This is a genomic window from Pseudescherichia sp. L3 (genome assembly GCF_024656065.1).
GTDB lineage: Bacteria > Pseudomonadota > Gammaproteobacteria > Enterobacterales > Enterobacteriaceae > Pseudescherichia.
Genome location: NZ_JANKYC010000002.1, coordinates 348,136 through 373,211, shown reverse-complemented (window position 1 = coordinate 373,211; position 25,076 = coordinate 348,136). Strand labels below are relative to the sequence as shown.

The following is a 25,076-nucleotide window of genomic DNA, read 5'->3' as shown; positions in this document are numbered from 1 at the left end:
ATTCACCGCACGTTTCAGGAACCATCGCTCATGACCCAGACTTTAAGCCAGCTTGAACACCGCGACGCTTTTATCGATCGCCACATCGGGCCGGACGCTGCTCAGCAGCAAGAGATGCTGAAAACCGTTGGCGCAGATTCACTTAACGCCCTGATTGGCCAGATTGTCCCGCAAGACATTCAGCTGGCAACGCCGCCGCAGATTGGCGAAGCGACCACGGAGTTTGCCGCGCTGGCCGAGCTGAAAGCCATCGCCGCGCGCAACAAGCGCTTTAAGTCTTACATCGGCATGGGCTACACCGCCGTGCAGCTGCCGCCGGTGATCCTGCGCAATATGCTGGAAAACCCGGGCTGGTACACCGCCTATACCCCTTATCAGCCGGAAGTTTCTCAGGGCCGCCTTGAGGCACTGCTTAACTTCCAGCAGGTCACGCTGGATCTCACCGGTCTCGATATCGCCTCCGCCTCGCTGCTTGATGAAGCGACCGCAGGGGCCGAAGCGATGGCGATGGCCAAACGCGTGAGCAAGCTGAAAGGGGCGAACCGCTTCTTTGTTGCCGCCGACGTGCATCCGCAGACCCTGGACGTGGTGCGCACCCGCGCGGAAACCTTTGGCTTTGAGATCGTGGTCGACAACGCCGACAAAGCGCTGGATCACCAGGATCTCTTCGGCGTGCTGCTCCAGCAGGTAGGCACTACCGGTGAAGTGCATGACTACAGCGCGCTGATGAGTGAGCTGAAAGCACGCAAGGTTGTTGTAAGCGTCGCGGCAGACTTTATGGCGCTGGTGCTGCTGACCGCACCAGGCAAGCAGGGGGCGGATATCGTCTTCGGCTCTGCCCAGCGCTTCGGCGTGCCGATGGGCTACGGCGGCCCGCACGCGGCCTTCTTTGCTGCCAAAGATGAATTCAAACGCTCCATGCCAGGCCGTATTATCGGCGTATCGAAAGACGCTGCCGGGAACACCGCGCTGCGCATGGCGATGCAGACTCGCGAGCAGCATATTCGTCGCGAGAAAGCGAACTCCAACATCTGTACCTCGCAGGTGCTGCTGGCGAATATCGCCAGCCTCTACGCCGTATTCCACGGCCCGGTTGGGCTGAAGCGCATTGCGGGTCGTATCCACCGCCTGGCCGATATCCTCGCCACCGGCCTGCAGCAGAAAGGGTTGAAGCTGCGCCATGCGCACTTCTTTGACACCCTCTGCGTTGAAATTGCCGATAAAGCGGCGGTGCTGGCGCGTGCCGAAGCGGCAGAGATCAACCTGCGCAGCGACATCCATAACGCCGTGGGCATTACGCTTGATGAAACCACCACTCGTGAAGACGTGGCGACGCTGTTTGACGTCATTGTCGGCGATGGTCATGGTCTCAATATCGATGCGCTGGACAAAGAAGTGGCTCACGACAGCCGCTCAATTCAGCCGGGTATGCTGCGTGATGATGCTATTCTGAGCCATCCGGTATTCAACCGCTACCATAGCGAAACCGAGATGATGCGCTACATGCACTCGCTGGAGCGTAAGGATCTGGCCCTGAACCAGGCGATGATCCCGCTTGGCTCCTGCACCATGAAGCTGAACGCCGCCGCAGAGATGATCCCTATCACCTGGCCTGAGTTCTCCGAGCTGCATCCGTTCTGCCCGGCAGACCAGGCGGAAGGGTATCATCAGATGATCAATCAGCTCTCTGAGTGGCTGGTGAAGCTGACCGGCTACGACGCCCTCTGCATGCAGCCGAACTCCGGCGCGCAGGGTGAGTACGCAGGCCTGCTGGCGATCCGCCATTACCATGAGAGCCGCAACGACGGCCATCGCGATATCTGCCTCATCCCCAGCTCCGCCCACGGCACCAACCCGGCGTCGGCGCAGATGGCCGGCATGCAGGTGGTGGTGGTTGCCTGTGATAAAAACGGTAACATCGACCTGGCCGATCTGCGTGCCAAGGCCGAGCAGGCGGGGGATAACCTCTCCTGCATCATGGTGACCTACCCGTCTACCCACGGGGTTTATGAAGAGACGATCCGCGAGGTGTGCGAAATCGTCCATCAGTACGGCGGTCAGGTCTACCTTGACGGCGCGAACATGAACGCTCAGGTAGGGATCACCTCCCCTGGCTTTATCGGCGCGGACGTGTCGCACCTCAACCTGCATAAAACCTTCTGTATTCCGCACGGCGGCGGCGGTCCGGGCATGGGGCCTATCGGCGTGAAAGCTCACCTGGCACCATTTGTACCAGGCCACAGCGTAGTACAAATTGAAGGGATGCTGACCCGTCAGGGCGCGGTCTCTGCCGCCCCGTTCGGCAGCGCCTCTATTCTGCCAATCAGCTGGATGTATATCCGTATGATGGGCGCAGAAGGGCTGAAGAAAGCCAGCCAGGTAGCGATCCTCAATGCTAACTACATTGCTACCCGCCTGCAGTCGGCCTTCCCGGTACTCTATACCGGTCGCGATGGTCGCGTAGCGCACGAGTGCATTCTGGATATTCGTCCGCTGAAAGAGCAGAGCGGCATTAGCGAGCTGGATATCGCCAAGCGTCTAATCGACTACGGCTTCCACGCGCCAACCATGTCCTTCCCGGTGGCGGGTACGCTGATGGTGGAACCAACGGAGTCCGAAAGCAAAGCCGAGCTGGACCGCTTTATTGATGCGATGCTGGCTATCCGCATGGAGATCGATCGCGTGCAGGACGGCGAGTGGACCCAAGAGGACAACCCGTTGGTTAACGCTCCGCATATTCAGCACGAGCTGGTAGCGGAATGGAACCACGCCTACAGCCGCGAGCTGGCGGTCTTCCCGGCAGGGGCAGCGAACAAGTACTGGCCGACCGTGAAGCGTCTTGATGACGTCTACGGTGACCGCAACCTGTTCTGCTCCTGCGTGCCGATGAGCGAATACCAGTAATAGTGTTGGTCTAGTAACGTAAGCCGGGTAAGGCGAAGCCGCTACCCGGCTTTTTTATTGGGAGAATGGAATGGGTATTGCACTGGTAACCGGCGCAAGCCGGGGCATTGGCAGGGCCACGGCGCTGGAGCTGGCGCGTGAAGGCTACGGCGTGGCGGTTAACTATCATCACAACGTGGATGCGGCAACCGAGGTGGTGAACACGATTGTTGCTGCGGGCGGTAGGGCTTTCGCGGTACAGGCAGATATCAGCGATGAAGCGCAGGTGCTGGCGATGTTCGCTCGTCTCGACGAGGAGAACGAGCCGCTGACCGCGCTGGTCAATAACGCAGGCATTTTGTTTGAGCAATCGACCATCGAAAACCTGTCGGCCGAACGCATCAACCGCGTGCTGGCTACCAACGTGACGGGCTACTTTCTCTGCTGTCGCGAAGCGGTAAAACGCATGTCGTTTAAACATGGCGGCAAGGGTGGGGCGATAGTGAATGTCTCCTCCGCGGCTTCACGCCTCGGCGCACCGGGTGAATATGTGGATTACGCGGCATCCAAAGGGGCGGTGGATTCGCTGACCACCGGGTTATCACTCGAGGTGGCGGCGCAGGGCATTCGCGTCAACTGCGTACGCCCTGGCCTGATTTATACCGACATTCACGCCTCTGGCGGCGAGCCGGGACGCGTGGATCGGATCAAGTCCATGCTGCCAATGCAGCGCGGCGGTCAGCCGGAAGAGGTGGCGCAGGCGATAGTCTGGCTGCTGAGCGAGAAGGCATCGTACGTGACGGGCAGTTTTATTGAGTTAGCGGGCGGCAAGTAGCCGCCCGGCAATGCGTAGTTACAGGTTCTCACCGTTGCTGGCGATCACGGCTTTGTACCACTCAAAGCTCTTCTTACGGGAGCGGGACATATCCCCGGTACCGTCGTCATGCTTGTTCACATAGATAAAGCCATAGCGTTTGCTGTACTGGCCGGTAGTGAAAGAGACGCAGTCGATGCAGCCCCACGGGGTGTAGCCCATCAGATCGACGCCGTCGTAGGTCACGGCTTTGATCATCTCTTCCACGTGGGCGCGCAGGTAATCAATGCGGTAGTCGTCATTGATGCTGCCATCCTCTTCCACTTTATCGTACGCGCCAAAGCCGTTTTCCACGATAAACAGCGGCTTCTGGTAGCGCTCGTACAGCTCGCACAGAGCATAGCGCAGGCCGACCGGGTCAATCTGCCAGCCCCAGTCAGAGGCTTTAACGTGCGGGTTTGGCACGCTGCCTTCAAAGCCAGAGATCGCGTCACCGCTGCCGCCTTCCGCTTTCACCGCGTTGGTCATGTAGTAGCTGAAGCCGAGATAGGCGCAGGTACCCTCGCGCAGGATCTGCTCGTCGTTGGCTTCCATTTTGATATCAAAGCCGCGACGTTCCCACTCGTTCAGAACGTAGGAGGGGTAGTAGCCGCGCAGCTGCACGTCGGTAAAGACCCAGCGCTCGCGCATTGACTCCTGAGCATACATGACGTCTTCTGGCTTACAGGAGAACGGATAGAGCGGCACCATGGCCAGCATGCAGCCAACCTGCATCTCAGGATTGATCTCCCGCGCGGCCTTCACTGCCAGCGCGCTGGCAACGAACTGGTGGTGCAGCACCTGGTACATGGTCTCTTCCGGATTTTCATGCTCGGTATAGACCACGCCGGAGCAGCAGTAGCCAAACAGCGGCGCGCGCCAGTTACGCTGGTTGTTGATCTCGTTAAAGGTCATCCAGTATTTGACCTTGCTCTTATAGCGCTCGAAGACCACTTCGGCGAAGCGCACAAAGAAATCCACTACTTTACGGTTGGTCCAGCCGCCGTAGGCCTGCACCAGATGCAGGGGCATCTCAAAGTGGGAGAGGGTGATCACCGGCTCGATGTTATATTTCAGCAGCTCATCGAACATATCGTCATAGAACTTCAGACCCTCTTCGTTCGGCGTCTGCTCGTCGCCGTTTGGGAAGATACGGGTCCAGGCGATAGAGGTACGAAAACACTTAAAGCCCATCTCGGCAAACAGCTTGATGTCTTCTTTGTAGTGGGTGTAGAACTCAACGGCTTCGTGGTTCGGATAGTATTTGCCGGGCACAACGTCCTGGGTGATCTCACGCGGTACGCCGTGCGCGCCGCCGGTCAGTACGTCGCAGATGCTCGGGCCTTTACCGCCTTTGTTCCAGCCGCCTTCAACCTGATGCGCAGCGACCGCGCCGCCCCATAAAAAGTCTTTTGGTAAGGTGATCTTTTTCATGCTTATTTATCCCGCTGTAACCGACAGAAAATAGGTTTACGCCGAGTCTAGCAAAGCCCAATCGAAAGTCACGATATAACACGTTGCCGCCTCGGTAATATGTTACAGAGAAAAAACAGCCTGTTTTTTTAGGCTAATTTTTTCGCCAGCTTGCGGCCCAGGGTTTCAAGAATATAGATCACGGGAATTTGGGTGGTCAGATCGTAGCCCCCTAAAATGCGCGTCTGGGGAATATGCCAGGAGAGATTAAAATCTGCCAGCTTAGCCAGCGCCGAGTGCTCGTGGCTGGTAATCGACATCACCTTACAGCGATGCAGGCTGAACTGGCTGGCGAAGCGCAGGATCTCCTCTGTCTCACCGGAGACGGAGAGGACAATTGCCAGCGCATTTTTAGCCATATCGTTGGTGACGGGAAAATAGGGGTCGTCAACGTGATTGCTGAATTTACCCACGTTGGAAAAGAAGCGTGCGCCATATTTTGCTAACGATCCGGAGGTGCCGACGCCGACAAATATAATTCGTTCAGAAGCTAAAATAATATCGGTTGCCTGATCCAGCAGGCGGTCGAATTCATCGTTATTGACGCTTTTAAAAAAGCTAATAATTTCGCTGGCACCAAAATTAGCGGGCTGCGGTTCGCTTTGTGCTAAATATAATTTAAAGCGCACGCGAAACTCTGAGTAGCCTTCGCACTCCAGCTTGCGGCAGAAGCGGAGAACAGTAGTGGTAGAGACGCCTGCGGCATTGGCCAGCTCGCGAATGGTCATGTACATCACCTTGTCGCGATTTTTAATGACCACGTTGTAGACCATCATCTCAAGGTTGTTGAGGCTGGCAACAGCGGAGTGGTTAAACAGGGTCACGAGGCTTCCTTTTTCAGATGGTTATCTGCACGGTGCGGCACCTCTCTATGCTGCCACATTTTGCCCGAAACGGGAAACGGCGGCGCGGCGCAGTCTGCTCTGAAAACCGGAACAGCTGTAGCCTGAGCGAAGCGTGAGTTTATTGCATTTTTTTGACGGTAATATTTATTTTAGCTAACAGGTGTGCACTGGAATCATTCTCAGTTACTCTATACTGGTTATCATTCAGGCAGCTATCGGCTACTGAGTGACCCGGCGCAAGCCTCGGTTTTCTGGAGTAAGCTATGGTTGATAAACCATTAAAAAAACAGGGATATTCACTGGCTGAGGAGATAGCCAACAGCATTAGTCACGGTATTGGACTGATATTCGGTGTGGTGGGACTGGTGCTCTTACTGATGCAGGCAATGGATAATCATGCCAGCCCACTGGCCATTACCAGCTACAGCCTTTACGGCGGCAGTATGATCCTGCTGTTTCTGGCCTCAACGCTCTATCACGCTATTCCCCATCCGCGCGCAAAGCCGTGGCTAAAAAAATTCGACCACTGTGCTATCTATCTGCTGATAGCCGGTACCTATACGCCTTTTTTACTGGTAGGGCTGGATTCACCTCTTGCACGCGGCCTGATGGTTGTTATCTGGAGTCTGGCGCTGCTCGGGATCCTGTTCAAATTAACCATTGCTCACCGTTTTAAGGTGCTCTCGCTCGTGACCTACCTGGCGATGGGTTGGCTGTCGCTGGTGGTGATCTATGAGCTGGCCGTCAGACTCTCTGCTGGCGGGCTCATATTGCTGGCTGCGGGGGGCATTGTCTACTCGCTGGGGGTGATCTTCTACGTGTGCAGACGCATCCCTTACAACCACGCGATCTGGCACGGCTTTGTGCTGGGCGGCAGCCTGTGCCACTTCCTCGCCATCTACTTCTACGTTGGCCAGGCTTGAATTTTGCCCGGCGGCGCAAGGCTTGCCGGGCCTACAAAACCGTAGGCCGGGTAAGGCGAGGCCGCCACCCGGCGCACCAACTCACTCTTCTAACGAGTAGGGCAGCGGCTCGATGCTGAGCGTATTGGCATCGTCGCGCACGCGGAAGACGCTGTCCGGCTCCATATCGTTGTTCATCACTGCCTGTACCAGCAGGCGGCCATCATCAAGCTGTACCGCCGCCAGGATTGTCCCGGTGCGACGCCAGTTTTCACCCATCTTCAGCTCAAGATCTTCTCCCGCCTCCGGCAGGCGGCTCGCTTTGCCCGCCAGATACCACAGGGCGCGCTTGTTGGCACCGCGGAACTTCGCCCGGGCGACCATCTCCTGGCCGGTATAGCACCCTTTCTTAAAGCTGATGCCACCGAGCGCCTGCAGGTTGGTGGCCTGAGGGATGAACTGGGCGCTGTTGGCGGCGTCGATCACCGGCAGGCCCGCTTCAATGTTCAGCGCCAGCCACTGCTGGCTGTTGTTCAGCTGCGCTTCACCGCGTAGCTTCTCGCTAAGCAGCTCCGCCGTGGCCACGTCAGTGACCAGCAGGAAACGCTCTGCCGGGTGCGCGAACCACAGAATAGAGGTTGCCCCCTCCTGTACGACCTGCTTTTCAGCGTCGGGCAGGGTGGTAAATACATTCGCCAGCGCGGCGCGGGCCTGAAAACCGGCCACGCCCAGCAGCACGTGCTCGTCATCCGGCACGATAGTGACCTTAGAGAAGACCGCGTATTTTTTTAACTCGGTCAGCTGAGCATCACGGATGCTGCGGCGCTCAATCAAGGCAAAGCCGCCGTCGCGGCGAAACAGGCGCAGGTTGCTCCACATTTTGCCTTTGGCATCGCAGTGCGCCGCCAGCAGATGCTGGTGCTCGGTCAGAGCGGCAACGTCAGCGGTGACCTGGCCCTGCAGATACTTTTCGCTATCTGCGCCGGTCAGGGTTGCCAGCGCCCAATCGTCGAGCGTCATAAGCGTCAGCGGCAGACGCGCAGAGGCGGAAGGCTGGCGCGGAGGAAAAGGAGTAAAGGCCATAATAGTGTCCTGGTTTGCTTAACGCTGTTAGATGCTTAATGGTAAAAGAGCCGCCGACCAATGCAAGCGGTAAAAGCATACGATTTGTGCTCACTTCACCGGGATGCGTAGCGCTACGCAATAAAATGCAAAACGTACGTCCGGGATGTTTTATGTTGGAAGCACCCTTCCTAATTATCAACTTTCCAGTAAAGGATGAACAAAAAACACGATACACTGTCTGCACTATCGATACTTATATAGCGTAATGCAGGGAGAAGACATGGACATAAATAATAAAGCCCGCATCCATTGGGCCTGCCGCCGGGGAATGCGCGAGCTGGATATCTCCATCATGCCTTTTTTTGAACACGAGTACGATACGCTGAGCGATGACGACAAACGGCTCTTCGTTCGCCTGCTGGAAAGTGACGATCCGGATCTGTTTAACTGGTTAATGAATCACGGTGAACCTGCCGACACGGAGTTGCAGAGAATGGTGCAGTTAATTCAGACACGGAATCGGGAACGTGGTCCTGTGGCAATCTGATCTACGCGTCTCGTGGCGCGCTCAGTGGCTCTCTCTTCTGCTTCACGGCCTGGTGGCGGCAATAATCCTGCTGGCTCCCTGGCCGCTGCGCTATACGCCGCTGTGGCTGATACTGCTGTCGCTGGTGGTGTTTGACTGCGTACGCAGCCAGCGGCGCATAAATGCTTGCCACGGTGAAATCAAGCTGCTGATGGATTCCCGGCTGCGCTGGCAGGACGCGGAGTGGGATATTATCGGCACGCCCTGGATGCTGACCAGCGGCATGATGCTGCGCCTGCGTAAAAAGCAGGGCGGACGCGTGCATCACCTGTGGTTGGCGTCGGACAGTATGGATGAACGTGAGTGGCGAGACCTGCGCCGGATGCTGCTCCAGCAGCCAGCGACAGGGGAGCACTGACAAAACTCAGGCGAACTGCTCGGCCATTTCGCTGAGGATCTGTTCGCACCAGCTCTGGATGCGCTCTTCGCTCTGATCGTACTGGTTGGTTTCATCCAGCGCCAGGCCAACGAAGAGCTGACCATCGGCAATCACCGGCTTAGGGCTGGTAAACTCATAGCCCTCTGTCGGCCAGTAGCCAACAAAGGTGACGGCTTTGGCGGCCAGCTTGTCGTGCAGCATGCCGAGCGCGTCAAGGAACCACTCGCCGTAGCCGAGCTGATCGCCCATGCCGTACAGCGCAATGATTTTACCGTCGAGGTTGAGGCCGTCGAGCTGGTCCCAAACGGCTTCCCAGTCCTCCTGAAGCTCGCCAAAATCCCAGGTGGGAATGCCGAGGATCAGGACATCGTACTGCTCCATTAAGGAGACAGCGTCGTCTTTCAGGTTATGTAGCGTAACCAGTTCCGGGCCGATAACGTCGCGGATCTTCTCCGCCGCCATTTCGGTGTAGCAGGTACTGGAACCATAGAAAAGACCAATGTTCATAGCGTAAACGTCTCAATTCCTGATGGGGCTTTACGCACAGTGTACCAGAATCAGTGGGCAATCAGGCATAATGGAGAGCCGCAGACCCCAAGAGGCTCAAATGGATCAGGATCTCGCACGCATAGAACAGTTTCTTGATGCGCTCTGGCTGGAGCGTAATCTGGCGGAGAATACGCTAAGCGCCTACCGCCGCGATCTCAGCATGGTGGCGGAGTGGCTGCACCATCGCGGTCTCTCGTTACAGAGCGCGCAAAGCGACGACCTGCAGGCGCTGCTGGCGGAGCGCATTGAGGGCGGATATAAAGCCACCAGCTCTGCGCGCCTGCTGAGCGCCATACGGCGACTTTTTCAGCATCTGTACCGGGAGAAGCTGCGCCCGGACGATCCCAGCGCGCTGCTGGCGTCGCCTAAGCTGCCGCAGCGGCTGCCAAAAGATCTCAGTGAGGCCCAGGTTGAACGCCTGCTGCAGGCTCCGCTGGTGGATCAGCCGCTGGAGCTGCGCGATAAGGCCATGCTGGAGGTGCTCTATGCCACTGGCCTGCGCGTTTCAGAGCTGGTAGGGCTGACTATGAGCGATATCAGCCTGCGTCAGGGCGTCGTGCGGGTTATTGGTAAAGGTAATAAAGAGCGTCTGGTGCCGCTGGGAGAAGAGGCCGTCTACTGGCTGGAGAACTATCTTGAGCATGGGCGGCCGTGGTTGCTGAACGGCACCTCAATCGATACGCTCTTTCCTAGCCAGCGCGCCCAGCAGATGACCCGGCAGACCTTTTGGCACCGGATTAAGCACTATGCTCTGCTGGCGGGCATTGACAGTGAAAAGCTTTCGCCGCACGTTTTGCGCCACGCGTTTGCCACGCATCTGTTAAACCACGGCGCTGACCTGCGCGTGGTGCAGATGCTGCTTGGACACAGCGATCTCTCTACGACCCAGATCTACACCCATGTGGCCACAGAGCGCTTGCGACAACTTCATCAACAGCATCACCCCCGGGCATGATGCTGAACAGTTAAGGACGGTTATGAAAAAGAGTTTAATGATGTTTACCCTGCTGGCGGCAACGCTCTCCGGGATGGCCCACGCTGATGACGCGGCCATCAAACAGTCGCTGGCGAAGCTGGGCGTACAGAGCACCGAGATCCAGCCTGCGCCAGTGAGCGGCATGAAAACCGTTATGACCAACAGCGGCGTGCTCTACGTCACCGACGACGGTAAGCATATTATTCAGGGGCCGATGTACGACGTCAGCGGTGCGCAGCCGGTTAACGTCACTAACCAGATGCTGATGACCCATCTCAACGCGCTGGAAAAAGAGATGATTGTCTACAAGGCCGCACAGGAGAAGCACGTCATTACCGTGTTTACCGATATCACCTGTGGCTACTGTCATAAACTGCATGAAGAGATGGCGGACTATAACGCGCTGGGCATCACCGTGCGCTACCTGGCCTTCCCGCGCCAGGGTATCCAGAGCGATGCGGCAAAAGATATGAAGTCGGTCTGGTGCGCGAAAGATCGTAACAAGGCTTTCGACAATGCGATGAACGGCAAAGGCGTGCAGCCAGCCAGCTGCGATATCGACATTGCTAACCACTATGCGCTGGGCGTGCAGTTTGGCGTTAGCGGCACCCCGGCTATTGTCCTGAGCAACGGCTATGTCGTGCCGGGCTATCAGGGCCCGCAGGAGCTGAAGGCGTTCCTCGACCAGCAGAAATCTATGAGCGGTAAATAATTTACGTGAAACATCAGAGACAACTTCGCCGCCGAACCGTGGATGAGGCGGCGGATCTACCGGCGAACCTGCCCCCGCTGCTGCGGCGCTTATATGCCAGCCGCGGCGTAAGTTCGGCCGGGGAGCTGGAGCGCAGCGTCAGAGGGATGCTCCCATGGCAGCAGCTCAGCGGCATCGATAAAGCCGTGGCGCTGCTCTATCGCGCCCTGCAAGAGGAGCTGCGCATTGTCGTCGTCGGCGATTTTGACGCCGACGGTGCCACCAGTACCGCCCTTAGCGTGCTGGCCCTGCGTGCGCTGGGCTGTGGGAACGTCACCTGTCTGGTACCGAACCGCTTCGACGACGGCTACGGGCTAAGCCCGGAGGTGGTTGATCAGGCGCATGCCCGCGGTGCGCAGATGATCCTGACCGTGGATAACGGTATCTCCTCCCATACCGGCGTCGATCGCGCCCATGAGCTGGGGATCCCGGTGCTGGTGACCGATCACCACCTGCCAGGAGAGACGCTGCCGGACGCCGAGGCGATTGTTAACCCGAACCTGCGCGACTGCACCTTCCCGTCGAAGTCGCTGGCAGGGGTAGGGGTTGCATTCTATTTGATGCTGGCCCTGCGCGCCCATCTGCGTGACCAGGGCTGGTTTGCCGCCCGTGGTCTGGCCGAGCCTAACCTGGCGGAGCTGCTGGATCTCGTTGCCCTTGGCACAGTGGCCGACGTGGTGCCGCTGGATGCCAACAACCGTATTTTAACCTGGCAGGGGCTGAGCCGCATTCGTGCGGGCAAGTGCCGTCCGGGTATTAAAGCGCTGCTGGAGATCGCCAACCGCGATCCCCAGAAGCTGGCGGCCAGCGATCTCGGTTTTGCCCTCGGTCCCCGGCTTAACGCCGCCGGGCGGCTCGACGATATGTCGGTGGGTGTGGCGCTGCTGCTCTGCGACAACGTCGGTGAAGCCCGGGTGTTGGCCAGCGAGCTGGACGCTCTCAACCAGACGCGTAAAGAGATTGAGCAGGGGATGCAGGCCGAGGCGCTGGCGCTGTGCGAGAAGCTGGAGCGCAGCAGCGAGACGCTGCCCGGCGGACTGGCGATGTATCACCCTGAGTGGCACCAGGGCGTGGTCGGTATTCTCGCCTCGCGCATCAAAGAGCGCTTCCACCGCCCGGTCATAGCCTTCGCCCCGGCGGGGGACGGTCTGCTGAAAGGCTCCGGCCGTTCGATCCAGGGCCTGCATATGCGCGACGCCCTTGAGCGTCTCGATACGCTCTATCCGGGCATGATGCTGAAGTTCGGTGGTCACGCTATGGCGGCGGGGCTGTCGCTGGAGGCATCGCGCTTTGAGGAGTTTCAGCAGCGCTTTGGCGATTTGGTTACCGAGTGGCTGGATCCTGCCCTGTTACAGGGGGAGGTCGTCTCGGACGGCCCGCTTTCCCCTGCGGAAATGACGCTGGAGGTTGCAGAGATGCTGCGCGACGCCGGGCCGTGGGGACAGATGTTCCCGGAGCCGCTGTTCGATGGGCGTTTTCGCCTGTTGCAGCAGCGTATCGTCGGCGAGCGCCACCTGAAGGTCATGGTTGAACCGGTCGGCGGTGGCCCGCTGCTGGACGGCATCGCCTTTAACGTCGATACCACTATCTGGCCGGATAACGGCGTGCGTGAAGTGAGCCTTGCCTATAAACTTGATGTTAACGAGTTCCGAGGCAACCGCAGCGTGCAGCTGATCATCGACGATATCTGGCCGATTTAGCATCACTTTCACTGTAAAAAAGGGCGCGAATCCGCTAAGATCCCGCCCTTATAACCGCATTTTGACAAGCGCAGAAAAGAATACAGCCATGTTTGAAATCAATCCTGTAAAAAACCGCATTCAGGACCTCACAGAGCGCTCAGACGTTCTTAGGGGGTATCTTTGACTACGATGCCAAGAAAGAGCGTCTTGAAGAAGTAAACGCCGAGCTGGAACAGCCGGACGTCTGGAACGAACCCGAACGCGCGCAGGCGCTGGGTAAAGAGCGCTCCTCGCTGGAAGCCATCGTCGACACGCTGGATCAGATGCGTCAGGGCCTGGAAGATGTCTCCGGCCTGCTGGAGCTGGCCGTGGAAGCCGACGACGAAGAGACCTTTAACGAGGCCGTTGCCGAGCTTGACGTGCTGGAAGAGAAGCTGGCGCAGCTTGAGTTCCGCCGCATGTTCTCTGGTGAATACGACAGCGCCGACTGCTACCTGGATATCCAGGCCGGCTCCGGTGGTACCGAAGCCCAGGACTGGGCCAGCATGCTGACACGTATGTATCTGCGCTGGGCCGAAGCGCGCGGCTTTAAAACCGAGATTATCGAAGAGTCCGAAGGTGAAGTTGCTGGCCTGAAATCGGTGACCATCAAGATCATTGGCGATTACGCCTACGGCTGGCTGCGTACTGAAACCGGCGTACACCGTCTGGTGCGTAAGAGCCCGTTCGACTCCGGTGGCCGTCGTCATACCTCCTTTAGTTCGGCGTTTGTCTATCCAGAAGTGGAAGACGATATCGATATCGAAATCAACCCGGCGGATCTGCGTATCGACGTCTACCGTGCCTCCGGCGCGGGCGGTCAGCACGTTAACCGTACGGAATCGGCGGTGCGTATTACCCACATTCCGACCAACACCGTGACGCAGTGTCAGAACGACCGTTCCCAGCATAAGAACAAAGACCAGGCCATGAAGCAGATGAAAGCGAAGCTTTATGAGCTGGAGATGCAGAAGAAAAATGCTGAGAAGCAGGCGATGGAAGATAACAAATCCGACATCGGCTGGGGCAGCCAGATCCGTTCTTACGTACTGGACGACTCCCGTATCAAAGATCTGCGCACCGGGGTTGAAACCCGTAATACGCAGGCGGTGCTGGACGGTAGTCTGGACCAGTTTATTGAAGCAAGTTTGAAAGCAGGGCTATGAGGAACCAACATGTCTGAACAACAAGCACAGGGCGCTGACGCGGCGGTCGATCTTAATAACGAACTAAAAACCCGCCGCGAGAAGCTGGCGCAGCTGCGTGAGCAGGGCGTTGCGTTCCCGAACGACTTCCGCCGCGACCACACCTCCGATGCGCTGCACGCCGGGTTCGACGCGAAAGAGAACGACGAGCTGGAAGCGCTGAACGTCGAAGTGAGCGTGGCCGGCCGTATGATGACCCGCCGTATCATGGGCAAGGCATCCTTCATCACCCTGCAGGACGTTGGCGGCCGCATTCAGCTCTACGTTTCCCGTGACGACCTGCCGGAAGGCATCTACAACGAGCAGTTCAAGAAGTGGGACCTCGGGGATATCCTCGGCGCAAAAGGTAAGCTGTTCAAAACCAAGACCGGCGAGCTCTCCATCCACTGCACCGAGCTGCGTCTGCTGACCAAGGCCCTGCGCCCACTGCCGGACAAGTTCCACGGCCTGCAGGATCAGGAGGCGCGTTACCGTCAGCGCTACCTGGATCTCATCTCCAACGATGAGTCCCGCAAGACCTTTAAAATCCGCTCCCAGATCATGGCCGGTATTCGCCAGTTCATGGTTAACCGCGACTTTATGGAAGTGGAAACCCCGATGATGCAGGTGATCCCGGGCGGTGCCTCCGCGCGTCCGTTCATCACCCATCATAACGCGCTGGATCTGGACATGTACCTGCGTATCGCCCCGGAGCTGTACCTCAAGCGTCTGGTGGTCGGTGGTTTTGATCGCGTGTTTGAGATCAACCGTAACTTCCGTAACGAAGGCATCTCCGTTCGCCACAACCCTGAGTTCACCATGATGGAACTCTATATGGCCTACGCGGATTATAAAGATCTGATCGAGCTGACCGAATCCCTGTTCCGGACTCTGGCGCAGGACATTCTGGGTACCACCGAGGTGCCTTACGGCGATGAAACCTTCGACTTTGGTAAGCCGTTCGAGAAGCTGACCATGCGCGAGGCGATCAAGAAGTACCGTCCGGAGACCAATATGGCGGATCTGGACAATTTCGACGCGGCGAAAGCCATTGCCGAAAGCCTTGGCCTCAAGGTTGAGAAGAGCTGGGGTCTGGGCCGTATCGTGACCGAGATCTTCGAAGAGACCGCTGAAGCACATCTGATCCAGCCGACCTTTATCACCGAGTACCCGGCAGAAGTCTCCCCGCTGGCGCGTCGTAATGACCAGAACCCGGAGATCACCGACCGCTTTGAGTTCTTTATCGGCGGACGTGAGATCGGTAACGGCTTCAGCGAGCTGAACGACGCGGAAGACCAGGCCCAGCGTTTCCAGGACCAGGTGGATGCGAAAGCCGCCGGTGATGACGAAGCGATGTTCTTCGACGAAGACTACGTGACCGCGCTGGAGCACGGCCTGCCGCCGACCGCAGGTCTGGGCATTGGTATCGACCGTATGGTGATGCTGTTTACCAACAGCCACACCATTCGTGACGTGATCCTGTTCCCGGCAATGCGTCCGGTTAAGTAACTCCTGCAAAAAAGCCGGATGGCGCTGCGCTTATCCGGCCTACAAAACCGCACTGAGCGTAGGCCCGGTAAGCGTAGCGCTACCGGGCATCCATTCCCTTGAAATGTAAATCACCGTGAAGAGATTTAGCCTCCGGCGGATGACTGCTATCATAAACAACCCCCATAACAATTACCTGAGGATCCGTTTTGAGCGCAGGACGCCCGATGAGAAAACCGTTTCGCCTTATTATCTGTCTGATGCTGGGCATGCTGTTAGCTGCCTGTTCATCCAACAAGCTGTCAGATGAAGATGTTTACGTCGTTAAACGTGGCGATACGCTGTCGCGTATTTCGCGCCTGACCGGCACTAGCGTCAGGGACCTGGCGCGCCTTAACGGTATCTCTCCGCCGTATACCATTGAGATCGGCCAGCGGCTGCGGACCAACGGTGCCGGTAAAAAGACCTCCGGTAAGAGCAGCAGCGGTTCCTCCTCACGCGTCGTCACCGTACCGCCAGCTTCCTGGCCACCGGTAGGGCAGCGCTGCTGGCGCTGGCCGACAAGCGGCACCGTGGTGCTGCCATACTCCTCCGCCGACGGTGGCAACAAGGGTATCGACATTGCAGGCTCACGCGGGCAGGCGATCTACGCTGCCGGGTCAGGGAAGGTGGTCTACGTGGGTAACCAGCTGCGCGGCTACGGCAACCTCATTATGATCAAGCACAGTGAAGACTACATCACCGCCTATGCCCACAACGACACGCTGCTGGTGAACAACGGCCAGAGCGTAAAAATAGGGCAGAAGATTGCCACGATGGGCAGCTCTGATACCGACTCGGTGAAGCTGCACTTCCAGCTGCGCTACCGTGCTACCGCCATCGATCCGATCCGCTACCTGCCGCCGCAGGGCACGCCGCCGAAGTGCTAACTGATTAATTAACCATCGGTTAGCGTTCTTCCGCCTTGCCAGACGGTGCGTAAGGTTTATAATGCCTTACGCACCTCAAAGCGGGCGTAGTTCAATGGTAGAACGAGAGCTTCCCAAGCTCTATACGAGGGTTCGATTCCCTTCGCCCGCTCCAAGTCTCTCTCTGTGGTCACAAAACTTACCTAAGCTATTGTTTACGAAACCAGTTTCTGACCTCGTATAGATTGTCAGTCTCATGTTCTACCACTTTAAACTACACTGATAGTTGTCACGAATAGTTAATATGGAAATGAGAGTACAACTATTCGTCGGCGGCAGTTCCAATCTTCACACCGCGACAGCACAACGTGAAGGCAAAGCCTGATCCGGGCATTGATTCTCATAACAGATTGATCACATGCATTTAAGCCCAATGTGCGGCCTTGTGGCTGCGTAAACAGGAAGGTACTTGCACACCAAATGCAAGCTCTATCAGCGGCTCAGCCACGCTCCCGGCAAGGGTACACGGTTATCCTGATAAGGCGCGATCTCTCTGACAGATTGTCGAAGTCGCTACGCTCCGCTTGTTGCTGTATCACCAACGGGGCTTTATGGCTCCTATTGTCTAAACTTACCAATACCAATCACACGAGAGCAGACAAATGAGCGTAACGTATAAAATCACTTATGAGCATAGAAATGGAAAAGAAACGAGAGCTGAAGAGGTATTGATTCAGTCCGATCACGAACCTACACAAGATGAAGTCCAAGATGCTGTAAGAAAGGATACAGCAAAGTTTAATACCCCATCACAGGGGGATACATCAGTTGCTGGGTTCTCAATTATATCAGTTGTACCAGTGCCATAATAAATAAGACAGGGGGTGATGCCCCCCTTTTTTATGGTCACGGCTTATTCTTTTTCTATTATCGTTTTATTTTTTATTTATTATTTATTATTGCTATCCTTATCAAGGAAAGTTTCAATGTTAGTGAGTTCTGGTTTAACTAAATGTGCATACTTAGCGAAATTATTGATGTTATCACTTGTCAAACTTTTAAGAGCTTCTGATGTCTGTGAAGATAATGAAGATAATTGTGGGTATTGGTCTTTAAGAGCCGAGATTTGACGGCTTAGCTCCCCAATTTCCTTAAAGTTTGGATTGCTAAAAGCCATCAAAGAACTTGCAGCCAACTGTGCTAAATCTGGATGAGGAGATAATGATTGTTGAATCTGCTCATATGCTTTTTTGTATTGCATTTCAGAAAAAGGATTCTGGAGGCTCAAACCTGCAAGTGATGCTTTAGTTATATTCTCTAATGCAATTTTTGCATCATCAGCTGATGTGGACTTTGAAGGAGAAGGGTGGCTGTCTTCTATCTTTTTGAAAATAATAGATATTTCAGAAATAAAATTTTTTATTTCTTCATGATTGCTGGGTGCATTATATTTTCGAAATATATTAATTATTTCATTTGCTTTGCTCTTTAGTTCGTCTACTTCAGATGATAATTTTTCTTTCAGATTAACATGGTTATTTAATTCTTCATTGATGGATTTTATTTTTTTTGCTTAGATTTGCATGTTCTTTCAGAAGGAATTCGGTTTTTAGAGGTAACTGTTTCTGTTCTTCTTCAATTTCTATAAGTCTTTTTTGTTCTTTAGCTTCCGCCTTGCGTGAGGTGAAATTACGTTCGGCGGTTTTCTCGATAATGTCAATTTCTATTTGTAAACTGTTTAGAGACCTATCACGCTCAACATTAGTTAACTGTTGTTCTGCTTTTTTATGAACTATAGAAAGCAATGCCTTAAAGTATGGTGATAATGCAGCCAGCACTCCACCAACAAAAATGGGGAGAAGTAAATAATGGCTGTAAAACCAATTTTGAGATGTAATGAGTTCAATTCTTTTTTCAACATCCTGTTTACTCATGAAAAGCCATGCGAAATTCTGCCAATTGAATCCGAGCCAAGAAAGAATAATATAGCCCCATAAAGGGCTAGTGAATCGCTCTTTTAAGGCTTGTGAAACTGAGTCTTTTAAACTATCCATTCTGATCCCTGATCAATAACCTCAAATATATAACCTTCTTAAGGAGGCCAAAAGGCCTCCTTATGCTAGATTAAGTATCAAATAGCTTTGCTATATGAATCACGGATTCCATCACGATAGCCATCAGCAAATGCTGCTTGAGGGCTTTTATGACGAACCGTTCCCGCTTGGCTATCGGGAAGAGCAGATAAATCAACCCAAGGCTGTCCTGTACGGGCTAAACCAGCGCGGTAGCCCTGATCATAAGCACACCCACAGCATTTATGGCGACCCTCACCGCCTTGATCGTGAGGTAGGCTAATGAAAAGTGTATTGTAACGATGCGACTGTTTACAAATGGTCATGCAATGCTCCTATTGAGCGTTCATTTTAAGATTTACATGATCCTCTTTGCCTGGCACAATCAAGCTGCTAGAAATGAAGGCAAGGCTAAGATTCATACGAGTTTGGCGACTCCTATTGGTCATGCTTCTTTGACCGGGTTCATGAAAATGAATCCGGTTTTTTATGCCTGTTATTCATACATCGACACTACATATAGGGGGTGTGAGCAAATGCTGCCCTATATGTTCTACATTTTAATAAGGATTCTTTTCAGTACAAGAGTTGATTTTGAGGTTAAGTTGCGGTTGCGGAAAGGTAATAGTGGCTAAGTCCGTGAACGACAAGGGCTACATGAAAGTCAACGCATGTGAAAAAAAATGAAAACTTGACCAAACGCTGATTATTAGCTGCTAATTCACAGCCTATGCTTCGCAAGTCAAAGGGATTTTCGAGCAATGAAGAGTGACTCAGCGTGGAGTTTTGCCTGCTTTTCCTGTCTTTGACCTACTTCCCACCCCGACAAGTAAAAATCTTTGATTAGCGCTGTTGCCGATCTGGTTGAGAGAATCAAAAAAGATGTCTCGCAAATCACGGCAGTGCGTACCTGGTATAACAATCTCGTGTACGGAAAGAGCGACGATCCGGCTGACGTCCTGCCCCGTATGACCGGCCTCGACCGGTTAAGCGAGCATGTCGGTATGATGCTTAAAGCCAGCCAGCGCCAGATTAAAGCTGATGATAAACAGGCCGCCTGATCATGCCGGGGATGAGGTAGTAATCCAGTGACTAAAGTTATGGCAACCATGCTGGAAGTGCTGGAGAACCTTTGCCTCTAGCACCCCGACACATGTATCGCGATAGAAATTAACGTAAAGAGCGACGATGGTGGGATCCTTTATATGTGAAATCCCTTAATTTACTTTGTATGTCCTCCAGAAGAGTCATTGAGCATTGTTGATACAAAATTGTTTTGTGGTTTCTGATTTGAACGGCTGGGATCTCTGCTCCATGCAACTCTCAAAGGTTTTTATGCATTAAGTATTACGGTTGTACTCGATGCGTGCGCATAACCCTCTACAAGCCGCATTCTATGAACAACACGCGGACCGAGCGCAGGACAACAAGCATGCTAAAACTGAATAGAAGTATAACCGTAAGCCTAAGGACGAGAGCGTCCGCGTTATGCTTGCCATTGGGAAAAATCAAAGCACATCATGAAGATTGTTAGGATAAGCGGGGCGACTGACGGATGGCCTATCAACGAGGCAACTGCTACGTTCCGCACCTCGTTTTACATGAACGAGTAACAAAGCATTAGTGTCCGAAAATAAGGAGTTTTTAGGAAACTATGTTTACTCTATCTGATTGCCAGGAGTACGATTGCTATTCACTTAGTAATTGAGGGGTTAACATGGCAGTTATACCTTTGCTTCCACCGCAGGGAATACCATTGATTTTAGCTCATATGCGCACAGCTCGTATTCATGGTATGCCTCGTGACATGGCAACACCTTTAACTTATGCATGGTTTTACATGCAAGTTAGAAACCGTGGCCCATGGGACTACAAGCAGCATCACCCAGAGCTAGAAAACTTTGGTAATTTTCATTATGGTGCAATCGGCTACGCCGCAGGAATACCAGCAGAAATCCTGCAAATGGGCGGTGGTTTTGCGCAGGAGATGGCGAAAACTTCCAGAAAAAACTGGGGACATTGGTACCAAAAGCCGCCGTATGGCGACGATCCACATGACCAGTATTGGATTAAGCAAGGGATAGACTATGCTCGCAAGCTCGGTTACTAAAAAGCTACACGGTATGCTTACCGTGGTGTTGTTACTGCTCGTAGGCGGTTACGCGGCCTATTACTCTTTTTTTAACTCCCCGCCTCACGATACCTTTGTGGGTAAACAAAAACTGTCAGACAGCGTCTGGTTATACGTCACGAAATACGATGAGGGAAACGCAACTGTTTCAAATATTTATCGTTTTTATCTCGATAAAGACCTTGGAAACAGTGACGTAACTAACGCTCTGAAGGATAGATCGCCTTTCCTTGAAACGAACACGGATGCAGTGACAGCGACTGCCTATGGAAATACGGTAAATGTGAAAATGACCGGGAAGATCTATAACTTCACTAACTCAGATCTGTTTTATGAAAATGACGTTGCAGTGATGCCTGTTATTAATATAACTGCTAACGGAGTAAGAGATTAACACTCCTGGATTTTACGAAATGGGCGCTAAGACAGAGGAAGGTCAATGTACAAAAATTATTCAGTAATAGTCGCGGCATTTTTACTTTCCGGTTGCCCGGGGCCTGGCGACAGAATTCCGCCTAAAGAGCCCGCTAATGTGACATTAAAAGATAACCAGGTTTGTATTACTGCGCCTGTCTATCCTGGAGAGTTCGTTTCTTCAGCCCAATTCTCTGACGGAGAAAACAATAATCTTCTCAAAACATTAGAACATGACCCTGTGTATGTCGCTAACGGGCAGTGTCTGCCAACATTTGGTTATGACTTCCAAAAGGGCCATACCTATACCGTGTTTTATACCATTGAAAAAAACGCTACTGATAGCGGGCGTTACCTCTCAGCTGAGTTTTCTACAAAAGATGGTCTTCAGCAGACAGGCCCGTAAGCCGGGCCTACAGGCGAATCGTAGTCGAAGTACCGGCATGCCACGAGGGCATAACCGGTTCATTTAGGGATTTACTTTACCAGCAGTGAAATCAGCGGGCTGCCCTCACGAATAAAGAGTGGAATCGTCTCCAGTTCGGCAGAAACCGTAATACGCTGCCCACCCTGATAGCACTCTCCCTGTAAATTGACCCACTGATGTTCGCCCGGCAGCCAGACATCGCGCTGACGTTGACCGGCGTGCATAACCGGCGCAACCAGTAAATCACGACCAAACAGATATTGGTCTTCAACCTGCCAGCTTTGCGCTTCGTCGGGATAGTGCCAGAAGAGCGGACGCATGAGCGGATCGCCGTGGTGATGCGCATTAGCGTAAAGTTCATCGATATAGGGACGGAGCGCCTCGCGGACGCCCAGCCAGCGCTGCATAATGGCAAAATTCTCCTCGCCATAGCTCCACAGCTCGTTGGGTGAACCGCTATCGCATTGCGGAATACCGTGGCGATAGCTTTCCGGCGGCTGGATCCGCGGCTCGCGGTAGCCGTGCATACGCAGCACCGGACAGAACACCGCCCACTGGAACCAGCGGATCAGCAGCTCGTGAAATGCTGGATCGTGGATGTTGCCGCCCTGGAAACCGCCGATATCGGTAGTCCACCATGGAATACCCGCCAGTCCCATGTTAAGCCCGGCAGCCAGCTGATTGCGGAACGAATGGAAGGAGGAGTGAACGTCTCCAGACCATGCGAGTACGCCATAGCGTTGGCTGCCTGCCCAGCTACAGCGCACCAGGTTGACTATCTCGTTTTCGCCTTCTGCACGCAGGCCGTCGTAAAAGCCCTGAGCGAAATCGCGCGGATAGCGGTTGCCTACTTCCAGTACTGGTCCAGCATGGTAGCGATAGTTATCGAAGTCATACGCGCGATACTCCGGCTCGGCTTCATCCAGCCAGAACAGCTTGATCCCGTAATCAAAATAGTTTTTCTTCACCGTATCCCAGACAAACTGCCGCGCCTGCGGCTGGGTGGCGTCAAAGAAAGTGGTATTGCCCATAAAATCGAGGTTCACCTGCACGCCGCGATCGCTGGTCACCAGCCAACCTTTGGCTTTCATCTGCGGAAAGAGCGGGCTACGCGCTTCCACGGTCGGCCAGACCGACACCATGAGCCTGATGCCCATGGATTCCAGCTCTTCTACCATCGCCCGCGGATCCGGCCAGTCGACAGGATCGAAACACCAGGTTCCCTGATTGGGCCAGTGGAAGAAATCGATAACCATCACTGACAGCGGCAGGTTGCGGCGATGATATTCGCGCGCGACGTCCAATACCTCCTGCTGGGTGCGGTAGCGCAATTTACACTGCCACAGGCCGCTGATAAATTCCGGCGCGGCGGGCGGCGTACCGGTGGCTTTGGCATACTGGCGGGTTATCTCCATCACGCTATCACCCGCAGTGATCCAATAGTCCATCTCCTGGGTGACGCGTGAGGTCCACTGGCTGTGGTTTTTCGCAAAGCTAGCTTCGCCAATGGCCGGATTATTCCACAACAGGCCGTAGCCGAGGCTGGATTGGACAAAGGGCACGCTGGCCTGCGAGTTACGCTGCGCCAGCTCCAGAGAGCAGCCTTTCAGATCCAGCCAGGGCTGCTGGTACTGCCCCATGCCATACAACTTTTCTCCCTGGCGGGCTTCAAAACGGACTGTCAGCTGATATTTACCGCCGGGCAGCGGTTTAAATTCTCGGCCATCCAGCTTCAGTGCACTGACGTACTTGTCCTGGCTTTTTTCGCTGGCGCCGATGCCAACCGTAGAACGCTGTCGCCACATCTCTTCCAGCAGTAGCTCGCCGCGCTGATTGTAAAACGCCAACTGGCCCTTAAGGTTCAATACCGCGCTGATGTTGCCGTTGCGCAGAGTCAGGGTTTCTGCATCTCGCAAAATTTCAGCCTGGCATGATTCTGGCGTCAGCAGAGCATGAAGGGCGGAAGTAAACTCCGGCGCGCAGGTGGCGCGTACCCGCAGGCTGTTCTTGCCCCAGGGCTCGAGACGTAAAATCTGTCGTTCGAAGCGCCATTCGATGGCGTTAGCGTGCTCAATTAATTCGCTCATGGAGAGGTCATCCTTTCACAATGGATTGCATTTTAGCCAAATTGATTTCCTGCATGGTCTGGTCATCAAGCTTGTACCAGCGCAGCGTGGCGAAAGCCGCCAGAGAGAGCAGTCCGGGGACGACGGTGAAAAGGGCGACGATGCAGTGCATTGCCAGCGACGTCTGTTCCGGCGCGTTGGCGACGTAGCCGCTGAAGCCCAACGTCCAACCGACGATGGCACCGCTGAGCGCCATGCCCAGCTTGAGGACGGCGAGGAAGGTGGAGAAAATGATGCCATCCATACGTTTGCCCTGGCTCCATTCGCCGTAGTCGGCGACGTCGGCCATCATCACCCACATCAGGGTGGTGGTCGCCTGATAGAGCGTTGAGATAATAAACGTTAGCGGAACCAGGACGAAAACGGATTTCGGTGCAAAGAACAGGGCGATGCTGAGCACACCCGCCAGTACGGCACAGTAGCCGAATATCTGCACTTTATTGAAATTGCGGGTCAGACGCTTGGCCAGCAGACTACCGGCGGCTTTGCCAAGGATATGCGCGGCGAGCATCCACATGAAGTAACTGGCGCTGCCGAGATAATAGGTGACGAAGTACATCATCGCCCCAAGGCGGATCACGCCAAAGCCAATGTTGGTTATCACCAGCACCGCGACGACTCGCCATTGATCGTTACGCAGCAGATCCCGTAGTTCGGCCAGGTAATTGTTGTGCGTGGCGGGTGCTTTAATACGCTCCCGGGTATTGGCAAAGCAGATCCAGAACATGATCACCGCCGCGCTGGCCATTATTGCCATCGCCCAGCGGTAACCTGCCAGCTTATCCGCGCCGCCCAGGTACTCCGCCAGCGGCATCATGAAAAATGTCGACATTGCGCCGCCAAGCGTGGCAAGGAAGAAGCGCCAGGACTGAAGGGAGATGCGCTCGTCGTTGTCAGGAGTAATCACTGCGCCCATTGAGCAGTAGGGGATATTGATGGCGGTATACATCAGCATCATGAAGGTATAGCTGATGCTGGCGAAAATCATTTTACCGGTCATATCCAGCGATTGTGGTACGGCATAGGTCAGGAGGCAGCTCAGGCCAAAGGGTAGGGCTAGCCACAGCATCCACGGGCGGAATTTTCCCCAACGGGAACGGGTACGGTCGGCCATATAGCCCATCGCGGGGTCGATAATGGCGTCGGCGGTGCGGGCAAGCAGAAACATGGTTCCGACGAATGCGGCCGGCAGGCCCACCACATCGGTATAGTAAAACGTGAGGAAAATAATCACGTTATCCAGACCAATATGGCTCGCCATATCCCCAAGGCCATAACTGATCTTTTCTTTACGGGTAACTTTAGTTGTCATTGATGTCACCAGGTGTCGTTAAGGTACAGGT

General features: G+C 54.5%; 25 protein-coding genes and 1 tRNA gene. 17 read left to right on the top strand and 9 right to left on the bottom strand.

The window, feature by feature from the left end:
- Positions 1–30 precede the first annotated feature (30 nt).
- Both gcvP and NR795_RS13300 read left to right on the top strand, forming a co-directional pair.
- Complete coding sequence (gene gcvP, locus NR795_RS13305; RefSeq protein ID WP_257758491.1) at positions 31–2,904, top strand: aminomethyl-transferring glycine dehydrogenase; 2,874 nt, start codon at positions 31–33, stop codon at positions 2,902–2,904.
- 70 nt (positions 2,905–2,974) lie between these two features.
- Positions 2,975–3,718, top strand: coding sequence for an SDR family oxidoreductase (locus NR795_RS13300; RefSeq protein WP_257758490.1), 744 nt, complete (start codon positions 2,975–2,977; stop codon positions 3,716–3,718).
- A gap of 18 nt (positions 3,719–3,736) precedes the next feature.
- On the opposite strand, the gene NR795_RS13295 is transcribed toward NR795_RS13300, so the two are convergent.
- Together NR795_RS13295 and NR795_RS13290 are read right to left on the bottom strand one after the other, a co-directional pair.
- A complete protein-coding gene (locus tag NR795_RS13295) occupies positions 3,737–5,170 on the bottom strand; it encodes a 6-phospho-beta-glucosidase (RefSeq protein ID WP_257758489.1) in 1,434 nt (477 codons plus the stop codon).
- A 128-nt stretch (positions 5,171–5,298) separates the two neighbouring features.
- Positions 5,299–6,027, bottom strand: a complete 729-nt coding sequence (locus NR795_RS13290; protein WP_257758651.1) for a MurR/RpiR family transcriptional regulator — start codon at positions 6,025–6,027, stop codon at positions 5,299–5,301.
- A 290-nt stretch (positions 6,028–6,317) separates the two neighbouring features.
- On the opposite strand from NR795_RS13290, the gene NR795_RS13285 reads away from it, so the two are divergent.
- Entirely contained in the window at positions 6,318–6,977 is a 660-nt protein-coding gene (locus tag NR795_RS13285) for a hemolysin III family protein (protein WP_144816076.1), read from the top strand.
- A gap of 81 nt (positions 6,978–7,058) precedes the next feature.
- On the opposite strand, the gene ygfZ is transcribed toward NR795_RS13285, so the two are convergent.
- A complete protein-coding gene (gene ygfZ / locus NR795_RS13280; protein ID WP_144816074.1) occupies positions 7,059–8,039 on the bottom strand; it encodes a tRNA-modifying protein YgfZ in 981 nt (326 codons plus the stop codon).
- Between the two features lie 262 nt (positions 8,040–8,301).
- Between ygfZ and sdhE the strand changes: the two genes are divergently transcribed.
- Both sdhE and NR795_RS13270 read left to right on the top strand, forming a co-directional pair.
- A complete protein-coding gene (gene sdhE, locus NR795_RS13275; RefSeq protein ID WP_042388033.1) occupies positions 8,302–8,568 on the top strand; it encodes an FAD assembly factor SdhE in 267 nt (88 codons plus the stop codon).
- Entirely contained in the window at positions 8,549–8,965 is a 417-nt protein-coding gene (locus NR795_RS13270) for a protein YgfX (RefSeq protein WP_144816072.1), read from the top strand. Before sdhE ends, NR795_RS13270 begins: the two co-directional genes overlap by 20 nt.
- A gap of 6 nt (positions 8,966–8,971) precedes the next feature.
- Here the strand turns inward: NR795_RS13270 and fldB are convergent, their stop codons facing one another.
- Positions 8,972–9,493: a flavodoxin FldB gene (gene fldB, locus NR795_RS13265; RefSeq protein ID WP_042388029.1), complete on the bottom strand. Its 522-nt coding sequence runs from the start codon at positions 9,491–9,493 to the stop codon at positions 8,972–8,974.
- Positions 9,494–9,593: 100 nt separating this feature from the next.
- Between fldB and xerD the strand changes: the two genes are divergently transcribed.
- The 8 genes from xerD to NR795_RS13225 all read left to right on the top strand — a co-directional run bounded on the left by xerD (position 9,594) and on the right by NR795_RS13225 (position 17,432).
- On the top strand, positions 9,594–10,490 hold the full coding sequence (gene xerD, locus NR795_RS13260; RefSeq protein ID WP_042388027.1) for a site-specific tyrosine recombinase XerD: 897 nt from the start codon (positions 9,594–9,596) through the stop codon (positions 10,488–10,490).
- 22 nt (positions 10,491–10,512) lie between these two features.
- Positions 10,513–11,223: a bifunctional protein-disulfide isomerase/oxidoreductase DsbC gene (gene dsbC, locus NR795_RS13255; protein ID WP_042388024.1), complete on the top strand. Its 711-nt coding sequence runs from the start codon at positions 10,513–10,515 to the stop codon at positions 11,221–11,223.
- 5 nt (positions 11,224–11,228) lie between these two features.
- Complete coding sequence (gene recJ, locus NR795_RS13250; RefSeq protein ID WP_257758488.1) at positions 11,229–12,962, top strand: single-stranded-DNA-specific exonuclease RecJ; 1,734 nt, start codon at positions 11,229–11,231, stop codon at positions 12,960–12,962.
- Between the two features lie 88 nt (positions 12,963–13,050).
- A protein-coding gene (prfB, locus tag NR795_RS13245) for a peptide chain release factor 2 (protein WP_106403885.1) occupies positions 13,051–14,149 on the top strand; the annotation gives its coding sequence in 2 pieces (ribosomal slippage) (positions 13,051–13,125 and positions 13,127–14,149; 1,098 coding nt in all).
- 9 nt (positions 14,150–14,158) lie between these two features.
- The gene (gene lysS, locus NR795_RS13240) at positions 14,159–15,676 is read left to right on the top strand and encodes a lysine--tRNA ligase (RefSeq protein ID WP_257758487.1); all 1,518 of its coding nucleotides are present in this window, start codon (positions 14,159–14,161) and stop codon (positions 15,674–15,676) included.
- A 206-nt stretch (positions 15,677–15,882) separates the two neighbouring features.
- Complete coding sequence (actS, locus tag NR795_RS13235; protein WP_257758486.1) at positions 15,883–16,584, top strand: amidase activator ActS; 702 nt, start codon at positions 15,883–15,885, stop codon at positions 16,582–16,584.
- 80 nt (positions 16,585–16,664) lie between these two features.
- Positions 16,665–16,738, top strand: a tRNA-Gly gene (locus NR795_RS13230).
- A gap of 487 nt (positions 16,739–17,225) precedes the next feature.
- Complete coding sequence (locus NR795_RS13225) at positions 17,226–17,432, top strand: hypothetical protein (RefSeq protein WP_257758485.1); 207 nt, start codon at positions 17,226–17,228, stop codon at positions 17,430–17,432.
- Positions 17,433–17,512: 80 nt separating this feature from the next.
- Here NR795_RS13225 and NR795_RS13220 read toward each other — a convergent pair whose 3' ends face one another.
- From NR795_RS13220 to NR795_RS13210, 3 genes are all read right to left on the bottom strand, one after another.
- Complete coding sequence (locus NR795_RS13220; RefSeq protein WP_257758484.1) at positions 17,513–17,824, bottom strand: hypothetical protein; 312 nt, start codon at positions 17,822–17,824, stop codon at positions 17,513–17,515.
- Positions 17,825–18,110: 286 nt separating this feature from the next.
- Positions 18,111–18,617: a hypothetical protein gene (locus tag NR795_RS13215; protein WP_257758483.1), complete on the bottom strand. Its 507-nt coding sequence runs from the start codon at positions 18,615–18,617 to the stop codon at positions 18,111–18,113.
- Between the two features lie 77 nt (positions 18,618–18,694).
- Positions 18,695–18,961: a hypothetical protein gene (locus NR795_RS13210; protein WP_257758482.1), complete on the bottom strand. Its 267-nt coding sequence runs from the start codon at positions 18,959–18,961 to the stop codon at positions 18,695–18,697.
- Between the two features lie 513 nt (positions 18,962–19,474).
- Here NR795_RS13210 and NR795_RS13205 point away from each other — a divergent pair.
- From NR795_RS13205 to NR795_RS13190, 4 genes are all read left to right on the top strand, one after another.
- Positions 19,475–19,696 (top strand): hypothetical protein, encoded by a 222-nt coding sequence (locus NR795_RS13205; RefSeq protein WP_257758481.1) that lies wholly within the window; start codon positions 19,475–19,477, stop codon positions 19,694–19,696.
- A 656-nt stretch (positions 19,697–20,352) separates the two neighbouring features.
- Entirely contained in the window at positions 20,353–20,745 is a 393-nt protein-coding gene (locus NR795_RS13200; protein ID WP_257758480.1) for a polymorphic toxin type 44 domain-containing protein, read from the top strand.
- Positions 20,723–21,160, top strand: coding sequence for a hypothetical protein (locus NR795_RS13195; protein ID WP_257758479.1), 438 nt, complete (start codon positions 20,723–20,725; stop codon positions 21,158–21,160). The genes NR795_RS13200 and NR795_RS13195 overlap by 23 nt, the downstream gene beginning before the upstream one ends.
- Positions 21,161–21,205: 45 nt before the next feature.
- Entirely contained in the window at positions 21,206–21,586 is a 381-nt protein-coding gene (locus tag NR795_RS13190; RefSeq protein ID WP_257758478.1) for a putative T6SS immunity periplasmic lipoprotein, read from the top strand.
- A gap of 71 nt (positions 21,587–21,657) precedes the next feature.
- Here the strand turns inward: NR795_RS13190 and NR795_RS13185 are convergent, their stop codons facing one another.
- The gene (locus NR795_RS13185) at positions 21,658–23,694 is read right to left on the bottom strand and encodes a TIM-barrel domain-containing protein (protein ID WP_257758477.1); all 2,037 of its coding nucleotides are present in this window, start codon (positions 23,692–23,694) and stop codon (positions 21,658–21,660) included.
- A 7-nt stretch (positions 23,695–23,701) separates the two neighbouring features.
- Positions 23,702–25,045: a glycoside-pentoside-hexuronide (GPH):cation symporter gene (locus tag NR795_RS13180; RefSeq protein ID WP_257758476.1), complete on the bottom strand. Its 1,344-nt coding sequence runs from the start codon at positions 25,043–25,045 to the stop codon at positions 23,702–23,704.
- Positions 25,046–25,076 lie beyond the last annotated feature (31 nt).

Excerpts from the sequence above, each read along its gene's own strand:
- NR795_RS13195 (WP_257758479.1), top strand. The coding sequence starts at position 20,723 with ATGCTCGCAAGCTCGGTTACTAAAAAGCTACACGGTATGCTTACCGTG.
- NR795_RS13210 (WP_257758482.1), bottom strand. The coding sequence starts at position 18,961 with ATGACCATTTGTAAACAGTCGCATCGTTACAATACACTTTTCATTAGC.
- NR795_RS13185 (WP_257758477.1), bottom strand. The coding sequence starts at position 23,694 with ATGAGCGAATTAATTGAGCACGCTAACGCCATCGAATGGCGCTTCGAA.
- NR795_RS13225 (WP_257758485.1), top strand. The coding sequence starts at position 17,226 with ATGAGCGTAACGTATAAAATCACTTATGAGCATAGAAATGGAAAAGAA.
- NR795_RS13200 (WP_257758480.1), top strand. The coding sequence starts at position 20,353 with ATGGCAGTTATACCTTTGCTTCCACCGCAGGGAATACCATTGATTTTA.
- ygfZ (WP_144816074.1), bottom strand. The coding sequence starts at position 8,039 with ATGGCCTTTACTCCTTTTCCTCCGCGCCAGCCTTCCGCCTCTGCGCGT.
- gcvP (WP_257758491.1), top strand. The coding sequence starts at position 31 with ATGACCCAGACTTTAAGCCAGCTTGAACACCGCGACGCTTTTATCGAT.
- NR795_RS13180 (WP_257758476.1), bottom strand. The coding sequence starts at position 25,045 with ATGACAACTAAAGTTACCCGTAAAGAAAAGATCAGTTATGGCCTTGGG.
- xerD (WP_042388027.1), top strand. The coding sequence starts at position 9,594 with ATGGATCAGGATCTCGCACGCATAGAACAGTTTCTTGATGCGCTCTGG.
- fldB (WP_042388029.1), bottom strand. The coding sequence starts at position 9,493 with ATGAACATTGGTCTTTTCTATGGTTCCAGTACCTGCTACACCGAAATG.
- NR795_RS13215 (WP_257758483.1), bottom strand. The coding sequence starts at position 18,617 with ATGGATAGTTTAAAAGACTCAGTTTCACAAGCCTTAAAAGAGCGATTC.
- actS (WP_257758486.1), top strand. The coding sequence starts at position 15,883 with ATGAGAAAACCGTTTCGCCTTATTATCTGTCTGATGCTGGGCATGCTG.
- NR795_RS13285 (WP_144816076.1), top strand. The coding sequence starts at position 6,318 with ATGGTTGATAAACCATTAAAAAAACAGGGATATTCACTGGCTGAGGAG.
- NR795_RS13300 (WP_257758490.1), top strand. The coding sequence starts at position 2,975 with ATGGGTATTGCACTGGTAACCGGCGCAAGCCGGGGCATTGGCAGGGCC.
- NR795_RS13295 (WP_257758489.1), bottom strand. The coding sequence starts at position 5,170 with ATGAAAAAGATCACCTTACCAAAAGACTTTTTATGGGGCGGCGCGGTC.
- lysS (WP_257758487.1), top strand. The coding sequence starts at position 14,159 with ATGTCTGAACAACAAGCACAGGGCGCTGACGCGGCGGTCGATCTTAAT.
- sdhE (WP_042388033.1), top strand. The coding sequence starts at position 8,302 with ATGGACATAAATAATAAAGCCCGCATCCATTGGGCCTGCCGCCGGGGA.
- NR795_RS13190 (WP_257758478.1), top strand. The coding sequence starts at position 21,206 with ATGTACAAAAATTATTCAGTAATAGTCGCGGCATTTTTACTTTCCGGT.
- NR795_RS13220 (WP_257758484.1), bottom strand. The coding sequence starts at position 17,824 with ATGCAATACAAAAAAGCATATGAGCAGATTCAACAATCATTATCTCCT.
- dsbC (WP_042388024.1), top strand. The coding sequence starts at position 10,513 with ATGAAAAAGAGTTTAATGATGTTTACCCTGCTGGCGGCAACGCTCTCC.